We start from the raw sequence: 17768 nt of genomic DNA on the forward strand, positions 1-17768 counted from the left end.
ATATCGCGTTGCAGCAACAGGCACTCTCATAGACGTGTCCGTTTCCCCGTGCTAAAAGCCGGTCCCGTACACCTTTAGAAGCGAGCCGTCCGACCGCCATGCCCGACCTCCAGAGCCAGTTCGAGCAGGCCGTCCTCGCCGCTACCCGGTTGCCCAGTCGGCCCTGCAACGACACCCTTCTTGAGCTGTATGCCCTCTTCAAGCAAGGCTCCGAGGGGAACGTCCACGGCGATCAGCCCGGATTCTTCGACTTTGTGGGCACGGCCAAATTCGAGGCCTGGGGCAAGCTCAAGGGCATGTCGCGGGACGAGGCGATGACCCGCTACGTGGCATTGGTCGCCAGCCTGGACACCTGAGCCGCCCTTTTCCGGCCCTTGCGCGCAGGCGCGGTTCCCACCCACACCGCGACCGTCAGACCGTCCAGCAGCTCGGCCACACTGGCCACGTCGTTGTGGAACGCCCTCTCCCGGGACGTCAGCGCGCACCGGTATTCGCCTGCTGGCAGCCCCACCCGCGTCCCCGCCCAGCATTCAGGCGGGATAACCGGGGCGTCCTGGTCCAGCAGCCAGCCGGCCGTATGCCGGGCCACCAGTACCACCACGCGTTGCCCGCGGTCGTGCCGCTCAAAGGCAATGACCCGGTCGGCCTCAGGACCCTCCACGGTCAGCGGCCTGTAGCCACCGCGCGCGAAAAGCAGAGGATGGTCCGAGCGGCAGACCAGAAGGCGATGCAGGATCGTCTGCTTGAGCACGCCAGAGCGCCACGATGGCATGGCCTCAGCCACGGACGGGGATGCGGCGAGCGACGCCCGCCGCGCGTCGAAGTCCACCGGCCGCCGGTTGTCTGGGTCCACCAGCGAAAAATCCCAATAGTCGGTGCCCTGATACAGGTCGGGAACGCCCGGCGTGGTCAGGCGGAGCACCATCTGACCCAGGCCGTTGGCAGCGCCGGCTGCGGCCAGCGACTGCGCGAAAGCACCGATGTCACGCCCGAACTCCCCCGGCCCCAGCAGAAGGTCACGAAGGAACGCTTCGCACGCCTCCTCGTACTGCTCGTTCGGGGAGGTCCAGCGCGTCCAGCGTTTTGCCTCGCGCAACGCCTTGCCTTGCCAGGCGGCGATACGATCGACGAAAGCGGAAACCGCGGGCGTGTCGTCCCAGCGCAGCGTCAGCGGCCACGCGCCCACCAGCATCTGGTACAGCATCAGCTCGTCAGGTGCGGCCGGCGCCATGCGCACGTCGGCCTTGCGGCGCAGCCCCGCATGACGCTCGCGCCATGCTTCTACCTGCGCAACCCAGCTCCCGGACACTTCCGACAACACCGCCAGACGCGCACGAAGATCTTCGCCGCGCTTGTGATCGTGGGTGGCCGTGGCCAGCAGATTGTGTGGATGAGCCTGCGCTCTCTCACGAACGTGGCGATGAAAATCCTCGATGGACAAGGCCATGCGAGCGGCATCCGCCCCCACTTCGTTGCGTGACAGCAGCCGCCCGTAGCGATAGCCCGCCGTGTCTTCCACCGCCTTGGCAGCCACTGGCGAGGTCGCCTGCTGAAAGATTGCAATGGCGCGCTCCCGCGAACGACGCGCGGCACCCGGCGGCAACGAACGGGGAGCCTCGCCACCCAGCCAGACGCCGACCAGAGCGAGCAAGTCAGCATCTTCCATGCGAATGGTGCGCGCGGCCCCCTCGATGGCCCGCGCAAACACCACCTCGTCGAACGCGCCGCGACCCGCGCCACCGGCATACGTGCGGTACACGGGAAAGTGCACCAGCAGTTCGATCAGCACCCTGCGGATGGCAGCGAATGAAACATCACGAGTCACCACGTCCGCTCGCGCGGAAGCGAACAGCGCGCGCGCCGTGCGATCCAGTTCCGCCTCAAAGCTGTCAACCAGAATCTGTCGCCGTGCCCGTACCGCCTGCGTGGCGAAATCGGCACGGTCGCCTGTGGTGTCGCGCCAGAGTTCGGTCAGAGGCGTCTCGCCCGCTTCGTCGTGCAGCACCGCCGACACCTGGTCCATGAATTCGTAGCCAGTGGTGCCATCCGTGCGCCAATCGACATGCAGCGGCTCGTCTTCGGCGAGGATCTTCTCGACGATGACATAGGCTCCGCCACGCGGCGCATCCAAGGGACGACGGTCGCGCAACGTGTCGAGTCGATGGCGAAGCTGCCGGCAATAGCGGCGGGGATCGGCCAGTCCATCGACATGGTCGCAGCGCACGCCGTCAATCAAACCCTCGGCGTACAACTGGAAAATCAGCGCATGCGTGTCTTCAAATACCGCCGTACGCTCGACGCGAAGGCCCGCCAGTCCGTTGATGTCAAAGAAACGCCGGTAATTGACGATGTCGCTGGCCAGCTTCCAGAACACAAGACGATAGTGCTGCGCTTCGATCAGCCGGTGAAGGCGTGCCCTGCCCTCTTCGGTCCCCGGGTCGTACTGTGCGGCTGCCTCGTCACCCAGGCGCTCGCGTGATGACGCGCAGAGCGGCAAGTGCTGGTCGTAAACCCGCAACATGTAACAACCATGCACGCGCTCCAGCGCCATGTCCCCGGATGCCAGCACCTGTGCATACGGTGCTCCCAGCAGCGGCAACATGACGCGACCACGCACGAGCGGATCGGCGGCATGCCAGTCGATGTCGAAGTGATTGGCGAAAGGACTGTCGCGCCCGTTCTCCAGCACGTCCATCCACCACGCGTTGTCCACGCCGATGCCCATGTGGTTCGGCACGATGTCGATCACCAGACCCATGTCGCGCTCGCGCAGGCGCGCAACCAGTCGCCGCAAGCCAGGTTCGCCACCCAGCTCAGGGTTGACCTGATGGCAGTCCACCACATCGTAGCCATGCGTCGATCCGGCGCGCGCCTTCAGGATGGGCGAGGCATACAGATGGCTGATGCCAAGATCCGCGTAGTAGTCCACCACGCCAACCGCATCATCAAAGGTGAAACCCTCGTGGAATTGAAGGCGCGCAAGCGCTCTGGGCACACTCACGAACGGGCCCGCCCCTGCGCAATGGCGGAACATGCCGCATGCGCGATGGGTCCGTCGAACAGGCGAGCCGACGAATCAGGCATGCGCCGCCGCCAGTTGGGATGTTGCGCGTCGGTGGGGCCGGGAAGATTGGGCTGCTCATGGAGACCAAGCACGTCTTCCACCGGGAAAATGGCCAGGGGGGCGGGCGCGCTGGCCACGTGCTTCGCGGCCGCCACTACCACAGGCGACACATCATCAGGCGCGGGCGGCGAATTCTCGTCCCACGCGGCACCCGATGCGCAAAGCGCCCGCCACAGCAACCCACGCTCGGTCACGCGCACGGCAGCTTCGTCGACCGCCGGATCATCGAGCCCGGTAACCTTGCGCCAGGTAACGTCGCGCCCGCTCCACCAGCCAGCCACCGTCGGTACGTCATGCGTGCTGGTGGTGGCCATCGCGCGCGACGACCACTCCATCGGCGAAATGAAACCGCCATCGGCAGCACGCTCAAACCACAGAACACGAATGCCCAGCACGCCGGCATCGCCAATGGTCTGGCGGAAATCAGCCGGGATCGTACCGAGGTCTTCTCCGATAACAATAGCGCGATGCAGATGCGACTCCAGCGCAATCAGCCGCAGCATGTCCGTCAATGGATAGCGCACATAGGCCCCTTCTGTGGAACTTGCGCCGTGCGGCACCATCCACAATCGCTTCAGCCCCAGCACGTGGTCGATGCGGACGCCGCCGGAATAGCTCAGCGCCGCACGCAACATGCCGATGAAGCCGGAAAAGCCTGTCTCGCGAAGACCACGGGGAGAGAACGTGGTAAGTCCCCAGTCCTGACCCAGTCGGTTCAACGCATCCGGCGGCGCGCCCACGGACAGTCCCTTCAACATCTCGCGCTGATGACTCCAGGCATGACTGCCGCCGCTATCGGCACCCACGGCAAGATCGGCGATCAGGCCGATACCCATGCCCGCATCGCGGGCAGCGGCCTGTGCAGACTGCAAACCCTGCGTGGCCAGCCATTGCAGATACGCATGGAGCGCCACCTCGCGCGAATGATCACGCGCAAAGGCTGCCACCTCGGGCGACGCCGGATCCTGAAACGCCTTCGGCCACGCTTGCCAGCCGCCAGGACGACCATTCACGCTGAAGTGGCCATGCAATGCCTCGAAGCGTGCATGACGCTCAAGTGATTCGCCCTTCTGCCGGCGAAACTCCATGAACCGCTCGGAGTGCGCGAGATCCACCGACGCCCATTCAAACAACGAGCGCAGAATCGTCATGCGCGCACGCGCTGCACGTGGCCAGTCGATCAGCTCAAGCCATTCAAGTTCGGCAAGTTCCTGGCGCAGATTGTGTGAATCAATCACCGCGCGCATCGTCTGTTCGCCGCTGACCGTAGCCGGGTCGATATACAGGCCATTGAGAAACAGCCGACTGGACGGGGCATACGGACTGTAGCGCTCAGGTGCGGCCGCAAACATGGCATGCAATGGGCTGATCGCCAGCGCATCCGCGCCCTTCTCCGCAGCGGCGCGCACGCACTGCTCCAGGGCGGCGAAATCCCCGAAGCCGCCATCGCCGGGACGACGCAGCGAGGCCATCTGCACAGCCACACCCCATGGCCGCCTTACTCCCTGCACGTCCTCGACAGCAAACGCCCGTGATGGTGCGATGGCAACGGCAACGTCCTCGTCGCCCAGTTCCAGCCGGTAGTAACCGGGAGGCACGCGCACGTCTACAGACGTGTCACCCGTCGGCACGTCACCTTCCGCCATCGTCGTTCCTTCGCTGGTGCAGAGGCGATAGCGACGACCTCTTCCCGCCGCAGGCACATCAATGGGACGGCCCGCTTCTGCCGTAATAAGAGACGCCATTTGCCGGCCTGCACGCTCGCGTTCAACGCGATCCATGCTGGCGTCTATGTCATCGGAGGTATCGGCGGGAAGGTCCAGCGAGCGCAGCACCGCGCGCAAGGTATCGGCTCCGACGACGTGCGGCGTGTCCAGCGCATCGCGCCAGTGGACATCGACACCCGCCAGTTCGGCCAGACGGGCAAGGCGATCATCGACGTTCGCGTTCACGGGACAGAAGACTCCAGGCAGACAACAGTGCAACGGGCAGGCAGCATGCCGCGGGCGGTGGCAGCGATGGCAGAAGCGTCACCGTGGATCCACGCAGCAGACGGCGATGGTGCATGGGTAAAAGTGATGTCCGTGTCGCCGAGGTTGGCATAGATGGTCAGCACCTGGCGCGTGCCAAGTTGCCAGCTGGCACGAAACGCGCGCTCGCCCAGCGCGTGTGCGCCTGCGCTTCGGGAATCCTCCACGAACGGCGCAACATATCGCGCCCGCGATGCGAGCAGTCCACGAAACCATTCGGCGTGGCGACTTGCAGCTTCCGCACGGGCTTCCTCCTCGTCCAGCCGTGAGGCATGAAACGTCTCCTCGCTTGCGGGGTCCGGCACGTCATCACCGGAAAAACCTGCGAATGCCTCGAACTCCCAACGGCGCCCTGCACTTACCGATTCGGTGAGCTCCGGATCGGTGAAATCGGCAAAGAACTGGAACGGCCTGCGGCTTGCATATTCCTCGCCCATGAAAAGCAGCGGCACGTAGGGCGCCAGAAGCAGGAGGGCCATGGCCGCATTCAACGCGTCCGGATGAATCAGCGTGGTCAACCGGTCGCCCAGAGGGCGGTTACCGATCTGGTCATGGTTTTGCAGAAAATTGATAAACCGGCCCGGAGCCTTGCCCGCGCTGCGCTCACCGCGCGGCTTGCCATCCATGACCTCGCCCTGCCATGCAAACCCTTCGCTCAGTGTGCGAAGCAATAACGGAAGCGCATTTTCGAAGTGCGCGTAATAGCCTTCCGTTTCACCTGTCAGCAGCACATGTATGGCGTTGTGGAAGTCGTCGTTCCACTGAGCGTCGTAGCGATCCGGTGAAAGGAGATGCGCCTGATTGTCTTCGTTCTCCAGCATCAGGTGCACGTGGCGACGCGCCCCCGTTACTGCGCGAACGCGCGCTGCCAGTGAGGCCAGCCAATCGGCGTTGGCAATCGTGTGCACGGCATCCAGCCGCAGCCCATCAAGCCGGAATTCCTCGATCCAGTACAGCGCGTTGTGCACGAAGAAATCGCCGACCGGCTGCCGATCCACCGCAATGGCGGGCCCCCACGGCGTGTGCGGCACGGGCTTGAAGAATGGCGAGGCGTACTCCCCGAGGTAATTCCCGTCCGGCCCGAAGTGGTTGTAGACCACATCAAGAAACACCATCAGGCCCAGACCGTGCGCTTCATCTACCAGCGCTTTCAGTTCATCCGGCGTGCCGTAAACCGAAGCTGGTGCGAACGGCAACACACCGTCGTAGCCCCAACTGCGCACACCACTGAACTGCGCCACAGGCATCAGTTCAACGGCAGTGATGCCCAGCGCAGCCAGTCGCGGCAGTTGAGCGCGCACGCCATCAAAGCCGCCCATGGCGCCAGCATGCACTTCCATGATGACCGCCTCGCGCCATGGCCTGCCCGTCCAGTCGCCGTGCATCCAGCGATACTGGGTGGGCTCGGTCACCACACTGAACCCGTGAACGTCACCATCCTTCTGGCGACGCGATGCCGGATCGGGCACGGCCAGATCGCTTCTTACACGAAACCGGTATCCCGTGCCGACCGGCGCCTCCAGCGTGGCGTCAAACCACCCGTCGTTGAGCGCGCGCATCGGCGCGGCGCGACCATCGTCCAGTTCGACCTGCACCGAACGGCAGTCGGGCGCCCACAACCGGAATCGCGTCCGGTCGCGGGAGAGGGGTTGCGCTCCGTACGGCATGGCGTGGGCAAACCCAGAGGTCATGCCTGCTCCGTTCGTACAGCCGCGGCCAGAAGGACCACGCTGCGTCCTTCCACATCCAGCGTGGGCTCGCTCCACGCCGTTTCTGCCTGACCGGGCTCGGCGCTGTTCGACCGGATACGCCAGGCTTGCGCAGGCTCAGGCAGGTGGAACGTATGGACTTCCGGCGTTGCATTGATGAGGATCAGCGTGATGTCGACACGACGCTCGCCCCAGGCCTGTGCGCGGCGAAGTGCCAGCAAACGCCCTTCCGTATAGCCCCAGGTGTCCTGGGTCATCTCCGCGCCACTTTCATCAAACCACGCCACTTCGCGGATACCCGGCACCACGTCGGTATCGCCCCGCAGGAAATGCGCTGCGCGCAGCGTGGGATGCTGCTCGCGCAGACGGATCAGCCGGGCGGTAAAGTCGCTAAGTTCACGACCCGCTTCCGACGTAGCCCGCTTCCAGTCGTACCAGGAAATCTCGTTGTCCTGGCAGTAGGCATTGTTGTTGCCGTTCTGTGTCCGGCCAAACTCGTCGCCGCCCAAGAGCATCGGCGTGCCGTGCGAGAAGAACAGCGTGGAGAGCATCGCGCGCTTCGTGCGAGCCCGCGCCGTATTGATGACCGGATCGTCCGTCGGACCTTCTGCGCCCTGATTGTTGCTTTCGTTGTCGTTGCCGCCGTCGCGATTTTCCTCGCCGTTGGCATCGTTGTGCTTGTCGTTGTAGCTGACCAGATCCTCCAGCGTGAACCCGTCGTGCGCGGTGATGAAATTTACCGACGACCAGGGCTTGCGACGCTGATGATCAAAGAGATCGCCCGATGCCTGTAGCCGTCCGGCCAGCGTACCGCGCATGCCTGAATCGCCCTTCCAGAAGCGACGGATGTCGTCACGGAATTTGCCATTCCATTCGCCAAAGCCCGGAGGGTGATTACCCAACTGGTAACCGCCCGGGCCGATGTCCCAGGGCTCGGAAATCAGCTTTACGCCAGCCAGCACAGGGTCCTGTCGCATCGCATCGAAGAGGCCGCAGTTCGGGTCGAAGCCGCTCTCCTCACGCCCCAGGCTGACGCCCAGATCGAAGCGGAAGCCGTCGATATGAAACGTGTTGACCCAGTAGCGCAGCGAATCCATCACCAACTGGAGAACACGCGGGTGCGCGGTATTGACCGTGTTCCCCGTACCGGTGTCGTTGATGCAGTAACGCGCATTGTCGGCCTGAAGCCGGTAGTAACTCTTGTTGTCCAGACCACGGAACGACATCGTGGTGCCAAGCTCGCTGCCCTCGCAGGTGTGGTTGTACACCACGTCCATGATGACCTCGATGCCCGCCGCATGTAGTGCCTGCACGGCGGCGCGGATCTCGTTGAGAGCACCTTCGGACAGATAACTCGGCTCCGGCGCGAAGAACGCCAGCGTGTTGTAGCCCCAGTAGTTGCGCAGCTTCATCTCGGTGAGGCGCCGATCCTGCACGAAGGCATGCACCGGCAGTAGCTCAACGGCGGTAATACCCAGCTTGACCAGATAGTCGATCACGTACGGATCGGCCAGCGCGAGGAAGGTGCCGCGCTCGTGCGGGCGAATACGCTTGAGCGTGCGCGTCATGCCGCGCACGTGGGTTTCATAGATGACTGTCTGATTCCACGGCGTATGCGGGCGGTTGTTCACCGTCCAGTGCATCGGCTCGTCTACAACCACCGCCTTGGGCATCGCGACCGCACTGTCCCGCCGGTCAAACGACAGATCGGCACGCGGCGACGCCACGCGATAGCCATGCAGCGCATCGGACCACCTCACCTGCCCGTGCAACAGGCGGGCATACGGATCGAGAAGCAACTTGTTCGGATTGAAACGATGCCCCTCTTCAGGCGCATAGGGACCATGTGCGCGGAAGCCATACAACGTCCCGCCGCGCACGCGTGGCAGGTAGCCGTGCCAGATTTCATCCGTGCACTCGGGAAGATCAAAGCGGGCAATTTCGCGCCGCCCGGAAGGGTCGAACAGGCACAGCTCCATGCGTTCGGCATGCGCGGAAAAGACCGCGAAATTCGTGCCCATTCCATCGCAGGACGCGCCCAGGGGATAGGGACTGCCAGACTGCATGCGTTCGGGAAGTGCGGGCATGTGAGTTCTCGTTATTCAGCAATAAAGATGACCGTGGCCAGGGGTGGCAGGGTCAGAACCAGCGAGGCATCGAAGCCATGGCTGCCGTGATCGTCGGTATCGCGCCCACCCTCGTTTCCGAGACCGGAGCCGCCGTAACCGGCGGCATCGGTGTTGAGCGCTTCGCGCCAGCGTCCAGGTTGCGGCACGCCAACGCGGAAGTCGTGATGCGGCGTGGGGGTCATGTTGCAGACGACCAGCACAGGCTTTGCGTCTGCCGCATGGCGCAACCACGCAAAGACACTTTGCGACGCGTCATCGCCGATGACCCATCGAAAGCCGCGCGGATCGCTGTCCCAACCGTGCAAGGCCGGTTGTGCCGCATAAAGATGGTTCAGGTCGCGCACCAGTGCCTGCACACCGTGATGGAGCGGGTGGTCCAGAAGATCCCACGCGATCTGCGCGTCGTGATTCCATTCGTGGGGCTGGGCGATTTCCCCGCCATTGAAGAGAAGTTTCTTGCCCGGATGCGCCCACATGAAACCGTAATAGGCACGCAGGTTGGCAAAGCGCTGCCACTCGTCTCCCGGCATGCGACCCAGCAACGATTTCTTGCCGTGTACCACCTCGTCATGTGAAAGCGGAAGCACGAAGCGCTCCGACCACGCGTACACCATGCCGAAGGTCATTTCGTGGTGGTGCCACTGGCGATACAGGGGATCGCGCGACATGTACTCCAGCGTGTCGTGCATCCAGCCCATGTTCCACTTGAAGGTAAAGCCGAGACCACCTTCGGACACGGGCTGGGTGACGCCAGGCCATGCCGTCGATTCTTCCGCGATCGTCATCGTGTCGGGATGGCGCTCTGCAATCAGCTGGTTCACCCGGCGAAGGAATGCGATGGACTCCAGGTTCTCGCGGCCCCCATAAATGTTGGGAACCCACTCGCCGTGCTTGCGGCTGTAGTCGCGGTACAGCATGGATGCCACCGCATCCACTCGCAGCCCGTCGATATGGAAGCGCTCCAGCCATGCCAGCGCGCTGGCCACGAGGAAGGCGGAAACCTCGTTGCGACCGAGGTTGAAGATCAGCGTGTTCCAGTCCTGGTGAAAACCCTCGCGCGGATCAGCATGCTCATACAGCGGCGTGCCGTCGAAATGCGCGAGGCCATGAATGTCCGTGGGGAAATGCGCCGGGACCCAGTCAACGATGACGCCGATTCCCGCTTCGTGGCAGCGGTCCACAAAGCGTGCGAACGCCTCCGGCGTACCAAAACGGGAGGTCGGAGCAAACTGGCCAAGTGGCTGATAGCCCCAGGAGCCGCCGAAGGGATGCTCCGAAATCGGCAGCAGTTCAATGTGGGTAAAGCCCATGCCAGCGACGTATGGGATGAGTCGTTCACCCAGCGAGTCCCAATCCAGCGTGCCGCCATCGGGGGCGCGCAACCATGAGCCCGCATGCAACTCGTAGATCGACAGCGGCGAGCCCGCGTGATGAAGGCTCGCGCGCCGATGCATCCACTCGTCATCCGTCCAGCGGAACGCCTCGGGATCGGCCACGACCGATGCCGTGGCCGGGGGATGTTCCGCCGCCAGTGCTACGGGATCAGCCCGCTGGGTCAGCGAACCGTCTGCTCCCCAGATTTCGTATTTGTACCGCGCGCCCGGCAACAACCCCGGCACGAAGATTTCCCACACACCCGCAGGCATGCGCAGACGCATCGGGGAGCGACGGCCATCCCAGCTGTTGAAGTCACCCACCACGCTCACGCGTTTGGCATTCGGCGCCCAGACAGCGAAGCGCACACCGTGCACGCCGTCCACTGTGCCCGGGTGCGCACCCAGGCAGCGGAAAAGTTCGGTGTGCGTGCCTTCGGAAAGGCGGCGCAGGTCGTCGTCTTGCAGCAACATGCCGAACGCATACGGATCGTGAGTCTCCTGCACGCCGCCTGGCCACTGGATGCGCAGCCGGTACGAGCCAGGGACATCAACGCCACCAGCGAAGATGCCACCGTCATGCACTTTGGCCAGCGAGCCAATCACCACGCCGCCTGAATCAATGACATCCACGGCGATAGCGCCCGGCTGGAGCGAGCGGATGACGCGGCGTCCTTCTACGTCATGCGGCCCCAGCAGCGCGAATGCATCGCCATGGCGACCTTCCGCCAGCGCGGTCAGCGCGGCGGTATCGGTCTGCCCAAGTGCCTTGCGATCCGTCACGCGTCGTTCTCCAGTTCGCTGGCCGTGTCGCCGCGCGCGGCGTGAAGCAGACCGCGTACCGGCACATCCAGCCAGGTGGGACGGTTGGCAGCCTCGTAACTCACTTCATAAGCGGCCTTCTCGATCACGAACAATTCAACCAGGGGCGCGAGCGCTTCGGGGCTGACCCAACGCACAGGCGCGGCGTCGAGCACCGCACGGTACGCGCTGAGAAACACGGCCGCACTGCGTTCGCGGAAACGCGCCAGATAGTCGGCGAACCCCGGATCCGCGACGGGAGCCAGACCATCCTCGCCCCGCTTGGCCATGGCAGCCGCGTAATCGAGCGAGCGCAGGAAGCCCGCAACGTCACGGAGCGCGGATACCTTCGCGCGACGCTCCGCCAGCGTGCGTGCCGGCTCGCCTTCAAAGTCGATGATGTATGCATCGTCCTGCACCACCAGGATCTGGCCCAGATGAAAATCGCCATGCGCCCGGGTGAGCAAGGTGCCCTCACCCGCTTCGGCCAGTACGCCGATCCGGTGTTTCAATGCGGCGGCGAGGCCATGCAGTTCCGCCGCATCGGCAGCCAAATCGCTTGCCGGGGCACTCACGCTGTCCAGCGCAGACAACGCGCGCTCCAGCTGCGCCACGACGGACTCCCGCACACTTGCCACATCGTCGGCAGTCGCCGTTCGCGGCGAAAAGTCCTCGGCGTCCGTCGGCGCGGCGAGCACAGCGTGCAGTTCACCCAGCCGTGTGCCGACTGCACGTGCGAAATTGTCGTAGCCGGCGTCGATCTCCTCGCGGCGCTCCGTGTCTACCGAGTGACTGTACTCGTCATAGCTGCGGCTGAGGTAATCCAGCGTCCAGCGCCACGCGTCGCCCTGATTGCGCAGGAAGCCCTGCAACACGGCCAGCGTCGTGCGCTCGCCCTTCTCGTCGATCCGCACCACCTCGCCCAGCAACGGCGACGTGTTGGCGTAGCCGTGCTCGGTGAGGAAGCGAGACATCTCCACTTCGGGATTGATGCCTTCGGACGTCAATCGGAACAGCTTCAGGACGGCGGTGTCATGCAGGATCATCGAGCTGTTGGATTGCTCGGTGAGCATCCACCGGTTCTCGACCTCGGCGGGGAAATCAAGACCCTTGAAGGCCTCGGTCGTTTCAAAAGCAATGACACCGCCCGCATGCACCGGCAGTTCCACGTGGTTGCGCAAGCCGATCAGCAGGCCCGAAGCAAAGGCTTCCAGCGAGAAGCCATCGGTCAGAAGTCCGATGCGACGTCCGCGCCGAACACGTGCCAGCGCGAGCTGCTGCGCGCGCGACGACGGGTTCTCGTCTTCCCACACAATGCCAGCGGGCAAGCTGTAGCGCTGCTTGCGACCGTCCGCCAGCGTGGCTTCAATCTCGCAGATGATGAGGTCATCGCCACGATCCGGCCACGGTGCGGCGTACACCAGACGCACGCTCTCGATGCCCTTGTCTTTTGCAGTGAACCAGCGGCGCACAGCAAGGTACTTCGGCAGAATTTCGCGCTCGATCACGCCACGGTGATGCGCCATGACCGGACCTTCGACAAGCGGCCCGCGTACGACCAGCGTCTCGTAGTCGGGCATCGGCTCGGCGGCCTGCACGTGCCAGTCCGGCATCTGTGCATTCGCGCAAATCTGGAATGCGTAGAAGCCATACGGCGGCAAAGTCAGCAGGTACGGAAGACGACCGAGCGGCGGAAACGACGAGCCGCCCATGATTTCGATGGGTACCTGTCCGTCGAACGCGGCCAGATCCAGTTCCACGGCCTGCAACGAACGGGACATGTTGGCCACGCAAAGCACCTGCTCGCCGTCGAATTCGCGCAGGTAGGCAAGCACTTTGCGATTGCCCGGATACAGGAATTTCAGCGTGCCGCGGCCAAAGGCCTTGTAGCGTTTGCGCACGGCCAGCATGCGGCGCGTCCAGTTCAGCATCGAATGCGGATCGCGCGCCTGCGACTCCACGTTGATCGACTGGTAGCCATACAGGGGGTCCATGATCGGCGGCAGCACGAGGCTGGCCGGATCGGCACGCGAGAAGCCGCCATTGCGATCGAGAGACCACTGCATCGGCGTACGCACGCCATCGCGGTCGCCCAGATGGATGTTGTCACCCATGCCGATTTCATCGCCGTAATACAGCACGGGCGTACCGGGCATGGTCAGCAGCAACGCATTCATCAGCTCAATGCGGCGGCGGTCGCGCTCCAGCAGCGGCGCCAGTCTGCGACGTATGCCCAGGTTGATGCGCGCCCGCTTGTCGGCTGCGTACGTCTCCCACAGATAGTCGCGCTCCGAATCGGTGACCATTTCCAGCGTCAACTCATCGTGGTTGCGAAGGAAAATGGCCCACTGGCATGCCTCGGGGATGGCCGGCGTCTGGCGCATGATGTCGGTGATCGGAAAGCGATCTTCGCGTGCGATAGCCATGTACATGCGCGGCATCAGCGGAAAGTGGAATGCCATGTGGCATTCGTCACCCTGCCCGAAATAGTCCTGCGTATCTTCCGGCCACTGGTTGGCTTCGGCCAGAAGCATGCGGTCGGGATAGTGCTCGTCGATTTCCCTGCGCATGATTTTCAGAATGTCGTGCGTCTCGGGAAGGTTTTCGTTGTTCGTGCCTTCGCGCTCGATCAGATACGGCACCGCGTCCAGGCGAAGCCCATCCACGCCCATGTCCAGCCAGAAACGCATCACGTCCAGCACGGCCTTGAGCACCGCCGGGTTGTCGAAGTTGAGGTCCGGCTGGTGCGAGAAAAAGCGATGCCAGAAGTACTGACCGGCCACCGGATCCCACGTCCAGTTCGACTTCTCGGTATCCAGGAAGATGATGCGCGTGCCGTCATACGCCTGATCGGTGTCGGACCAGACATAGAAGTTGCGGGCCGCCGAACCCTTCTTGGCGTGCCGCGCGCGCTGGAACCACGAATGCTGGTCGGAGGTATGGTTGATGACCAGCTCGGTGATGACACGGATGCCACGCTCATGCGCTTCATTGATGAAGCGACGCACATCGGCGAGCTTGCCGTAGTCCGGATGCACCGCCTTGTATTCAGCGATGTCGTAGCCGTCATCGCGGCGCGGGCTCGGGTAGAAGGGCAGCAGCCAGACGGTGTTGACGCCCAGCTCGGCAATGTAGTCAAGCTTCTGGATCAGGCCCGCAAAGTCGCCGACGCCATCATCGTTGGCATCGAAGAACGACTTCAGATGCACCTGATAAATGATGGCGTCCTTGTACCACAGCGGATCGCTGGAGAAGCCGGGAGCGGCGTTGGCAGCTTCAGATTTGACGCGTCGGGACATGAATCAGACTCCGGGTAGCCGGACATGCCACAGCGCGTAAGGCTGGCCGAGGCCGAGCCATACATGCTGGGATGCGCCGCGCCAGGCAAGGGGTTGGTCGTGAAGAAGATCGTGTGCGGCAATGTCTGCATCAGCAGACAGGCCCCACTCGTCGAGGGGAAGCTGGAGGTCGGCGGCCTGTGCGTTGTGCGGATCGAGGCTGATGGCAACCAGCACGATGTCCTCGCTATCGGCAGCGCGCTTTTCAAAAAAGAGCACCTGATCGTTGTTTGCGTAAAGAAAGCGCAGGCCCATGTGACTCTGCAACGCAGGGTGTTCGCGGCGAATGCGATTCAACGCAGAAATCTCGGCCACGATGTTGCCCGGCATGTTCCAGTCGCGCACCCGAATCTCGTATTTCTCCGAATCCAGGTATTCCTCCTTGCCGGGCACGGGGGTGCCTTCGCACAGTTCAAACCCGGAATACATGCCCCACAGTCCCGATAGCGTGGTGGCGAGCGCGGCCCGGATCAGGAACCCGGGGCGACCTGAGGTCTGCAGGAAATACGGATCAATATCCGGCGTGTTGACGAAGAAATTCGGCCGGAAGAAATCGCTCGGCGGGCCTTGCGTCAGCTCCGTCAGGTAGTCGGTGAATTCCTGCTTGGTGTTGCGCCAGGTGAAGTACGTGTACGACTGGCTGAAACCCACCTTCGCCAACCGGTACATCGGCTTGGGACGAGTGAAGGCTTCGGACAGGAACAACGTATCGGGATACTTCGCGCGCACCTTCGCGATCATCCATTCCCAGAAAGGGAACGGCTTGGTATGGGGATTGTCGACGCGGAACGTTCTCACGCCTTCGCCTGCCCAGTACAGAACGACATCGCAGAGCGCCTTCCACAGCGACGGCACGGCGCCGTCAGCATAGAAGTCCACATTGACGATGTCCTGATACTTCTTCGGCGGATTTTCGGCGTAGCGGATCGTGCCGTCCGGACGCCAGTCGAACCACTCAGGATGTTCCTTCAGCCACGGATGATCGGGCGAGCACTGAATGGCAAAATCCAGGGCCAGTTCGAGGCCGTGATCGGCCGCGGCATCACGCAGGCGACGGAAATCATCCAGTGTGCCGAGCTCGGGATGGATCGCCGTGTGGCCGCCGTCCGGCGATCCGATGGCATAGGGACTGCCCGGATCATCAGGTCCCGGCGTGAGCGTATTGTTCTTGCCCTTGCGGAAAGCGGTGCCGATGGGATGGATCGGCGGGAAATACAGCACGTCAAAGCCCATGTCACGAATCGCGGGAAGCCGTTCGATCACATCGGCGAACGTGCCGTGGCGCGAGGGATCGGTGGTCTGCGAGCGAGGAAACAGTTCGTACCAGCTCGCAAATCCCGCCTCCCGACGATCCACATCAACGATCAGCACGGGTTCGGAGGCTGCCGCAAACGGACGCGGATCCGTTGCTGCCAGGTTGGCCAGCGTGTCCTCTGCCTGCAGCAACTCCAGGCGCTCCGCATCATCGGCCTTGCCCAGGGCAGCAAGCAGATTGCGTATCGCCTTGGCCCGGGCACCCGTGGCCGTCGCGGCACGCGCCTCCACCAGCAGGCGCCCTTCTTCCAGTTCCAGCGTGAGCGGTACGCCCGCGCGCTGCTTGGTGTCCAGTTCGTAGCGATACGAAGCAAACGCATCGCGCCACGCCACCACGCGATACTCGAAACGACCTGTGCGCGCGGGCGTGAAGCTCGCTGCATACACATCGTTGCCCTGCGGCGTCATGATCTCTTCGCGCCACCCCTTGTCGTCTTGCGCGCGCCATTGCAGCCGCACAGCCAGTACGTCGTGCCCATCCATGAACACGTCGGCCGTCACGTCGATTCGCTGGCCGACGATGCGCTTGGCGGGGAAGCGGCCGTCGTCCACGCTCGGTCGCACCGCTTCAATGCACACGCGAGGCGCAGAAGTCGCCGCTTTCACCAGGTCACGCGCCTGAGTGACGCTGAACTTCCGCACGACCTGCGCCGCCCGTCTGGCGACAAGTGGCAACACCGCGCCGGGAGCCAGCACCACATCTTCGCCGGCATCAAACACCTTGCGGCCATCTGCGCTGGCGTAAGGCCCGAAATGCGACGCGGCGCCCATCAACGCGTGGGCCGCATGTACCGTGGCCTCGCGGTCAAGCGATGCGTTGACCAGCACCAGCGAGGCCTCCGTGGCGCGCCGGGCGTCCAGTTCACTGGTAGACAGCAGTACCGCCACGCCGCGTTCGGCGACGATGCTGCGATAAGGCATACGCGCGCTTTCATCCGCCAGGCGCGCATTGGCGCGGCGCACAGTCTCTGAAAGGTCCAGGGCACCGGAGGCCGCCATGGCGTCGGGCGTCACCGGATTGCCACGGCGCGGGTCAAGCGCCTCGTGCACGGCAAACTCGAAACCCATGGGCATCAGCCAACCCGCCGGGGAAGTGGCGGAAAAGTCGATGGCACGCCGATACGCGCGTTCGCGCTGATTTTCCTCGTGCAGCGTGTCGCCAAGACGCGGACCAAACGGCACCTCGGCAGCCGCCAGGGGTGGCGCGACGGCCGCCAGGCGAGTTGCCTCCTGGGCAAACCACGGGGCGCGGAAGTCCCACCAACTGGCAGATGACACGGTCACGTCAAATCCCGCTCCCGCCAGCGCGCGAAGCTCCTCGGGCGTGCTGCCCGGCGTCCAGGCGATGAAACAGGCATCAGGCGACGCCGTTCTCACCGCCGCGAACAGGCCCGCCCAGCGCTCGGCGGAAAGTCGCTGCGGATGCAGCACGCGGAAGCCGCAGACGCCCGCGCGCACCCACGCTTGCAGACGATCCGTCCACCAGGTGATCGCCGCATCCGCAACGGCCGGATCATTCAGACGCCAGCGAACGCTGTCGCTTTCGCTGGGTGTCCAGCGCGGATCAGGGGTGCCGTGCTCCGCAGCCACCGCGCGAAACCACTCCGGGTGCTCTGCACGAAGCGGCGCATCGGACGCCAGTTCATCCACACTCAGATCAAGCCACAGTTCCATGTCACGGGCACGACAGGCCTTGGCCAGTTCGCCAATGCGCTGCACCGCCTCGCCTTCCACACCCAGGCCCGGATGCAGTCGGTCGAAGTCCCTTGTCACAAACACGTCACCCGTGGACGAGGCGTCAAACGGAGGCGCGACCAGCAATTGCCGAAAACCCAGCGCTGCAGCGTGATCCAGCCAGCCCATCCAGTTGGCCAGGCCACCTACCAGCAGCGGGTGCAGGTAATAAATGCGCAACGGAGCGCGAGCGGAGCTGACCGACATGAGGACTCC

8 protein-coding genes are annotated in these 17768 nt (G+C 63.7%); 1 reads left to right on the top strand and 7 read right to left on the bottom strand.

All coding sequences use genetic code 11. The features are described from left to right. The first annotated feature begins 98 nt into the window (after positions 1 to 98). A complete protein-coding gene (locus FHW69_RS07580; protein WP_183422446.1) occupies positions 99 to 356 on the top strand; it encodes an acyl-CoA-binding protein in 258 nt (85 codons plus the stop codon). Here FHW69_RS07580 and treY read toward each other — a convergent pair. From treY to FHW69_RS07615, 7 genes are read right to left on the bottom strand one after another with little or no spacing between them, the layout of a single operon-like run. Next, positions 323 to 3001, bottom strand: a complete 2679-nt coding sequence (gene treY / locus FHW69_RS07585) for a malto-oligosyltrehalose synthase (protein WP_221195456.1) — start codon at positions 2999 to 3001, stop codon at positions 323 to 325. The two genes, FHW69_RS07580 and treY, sit on opposite strands and share 34 nt — an antisense overlap. Continuing rightward, positions 2998 to 5076, bottom strand: coding sequence for a 4-alpha-glucanotransferase (malQ, locus tag FHW69_RS07590; protein ID WP_221195457.1), 2079 nt, complete (start codon positions 5074 to 5076; stop codon positions 2998 to 3000). The genes treY and malQ overlap by 4 nt, the downstream gene beginning before the upstream one ends. After that, entirely contained in the window at positions 5073 to 6845 is a 1773-nt protein-coding gene (gene treZ / locus FHW69_RS07595; protein ID WP_183422448.1) for a malto-oligosyltrehalose trehalohydrolase, read from the bottom strand. Before treZ ends, malQ begins: the two co-directional genes overlap by 4 nt. Next, on the bottom strand, positions 6842 to 8950 hold the full coding sequence (glgX, locus tag FHW69_RS07600) for a glycogen debranching protein GlgX (RefSeq protein WP_183422449.1): 2109 nt from the start codon (positions 8948 to 8950) through the stop codon (positions 6842 to 6844). Before glgX ends, treZ begins: the two co-directional genes overlap by 4 nt. An 11-nt stretch (positions 8951 to 8961) precedes the next feature. Next, positions 8962 to 11148, bottom strand: coding sequence for a 1,4-alpha-glucan branching protein GlgB (glgB, locus tag FHW69_RS07605; RefSeq protein ID WP_183422450.1), 2187 nt, complete (start codon positions 11146 to 11148; stop codon positions 8962 to 8964). Then, positions 11145 to 14465 carry a maltose alpha-D-glucosyltransferase gene (treS, locus tag FHW69_RS07610; RefSeq protein ID WP_183422451.1) on the bottom strand — a complete coding sequence of 1107 codons (3321 nt, stop codon included), beginning with the start codon at positions 14463 to 14465 and terminating at the stop codon, positions 11145 to 11147. Before treS ends, glgB begins: the two co-directional genes overlap by 4 nt. A gap of 3 nt (positions 14466 to 14468) precedes the next feature. Continuing rightward, entirely contained in the window at positions 14469 to 17759 is a 3291-nt protein-coding gene (locus FHW69_RS07615) for a maltotransferase domain-containing protein (RefSeq protein WP_183422452.1), read from the bottom strand. Positions 17760 to 17768 lie beyond the last annotated feature (9 nt).

The sequence above is a fragment of the Luteibacter sp. Sphag1AF genome (genome assembly GCF_014192715.1).
In the GTDB taxonomy this organism is placed as follows: Bacteria; Pseudomonadota; Gammaproteobacteria; order Xanthomonadales; family Rhodanobacteraceae; genus Luteibacter.

Excerpts from the sequence above, each read along its gene's own strand:
- FHW69_RS07615 (WP_183422452.1), bottom strand. The coding sequence starts at position 17,759 with ATGTCGGTCAGCTCCGCTCGCGCTCCGTTGCGCATTTATTACCTGCAC.
- glgX (WP_183422449.1), bottom strand. The coding sequence starts at position 8,950 with ATGCCCGCACTTCCCGAACGCATGCAGTCTGGCAGTCCCTATCCCCTG.
- treZ (WP_183422448.1), bottom strand. The coding sequence starts at position 6,845 with ATGACCTCTGGGTTTGCCCACGCCATGCCGTACGGAGCGCAACCCCTC.
- FHW69_RS07580 (WP_183422446.1), top strand. The coding sequence starts at position 99 with ATGCCCGACCTCCAGAGCCAGTTCGAGCAGGCCGTCCTCGCCGCTACC.
- treS (WP_183422451.1), bottom strand. The coding sequence starts at position 14,465 with ATGTCCCGACGCGTCAAATCTGAAGCTGCCAACGCCGCTCCCGGCTTC.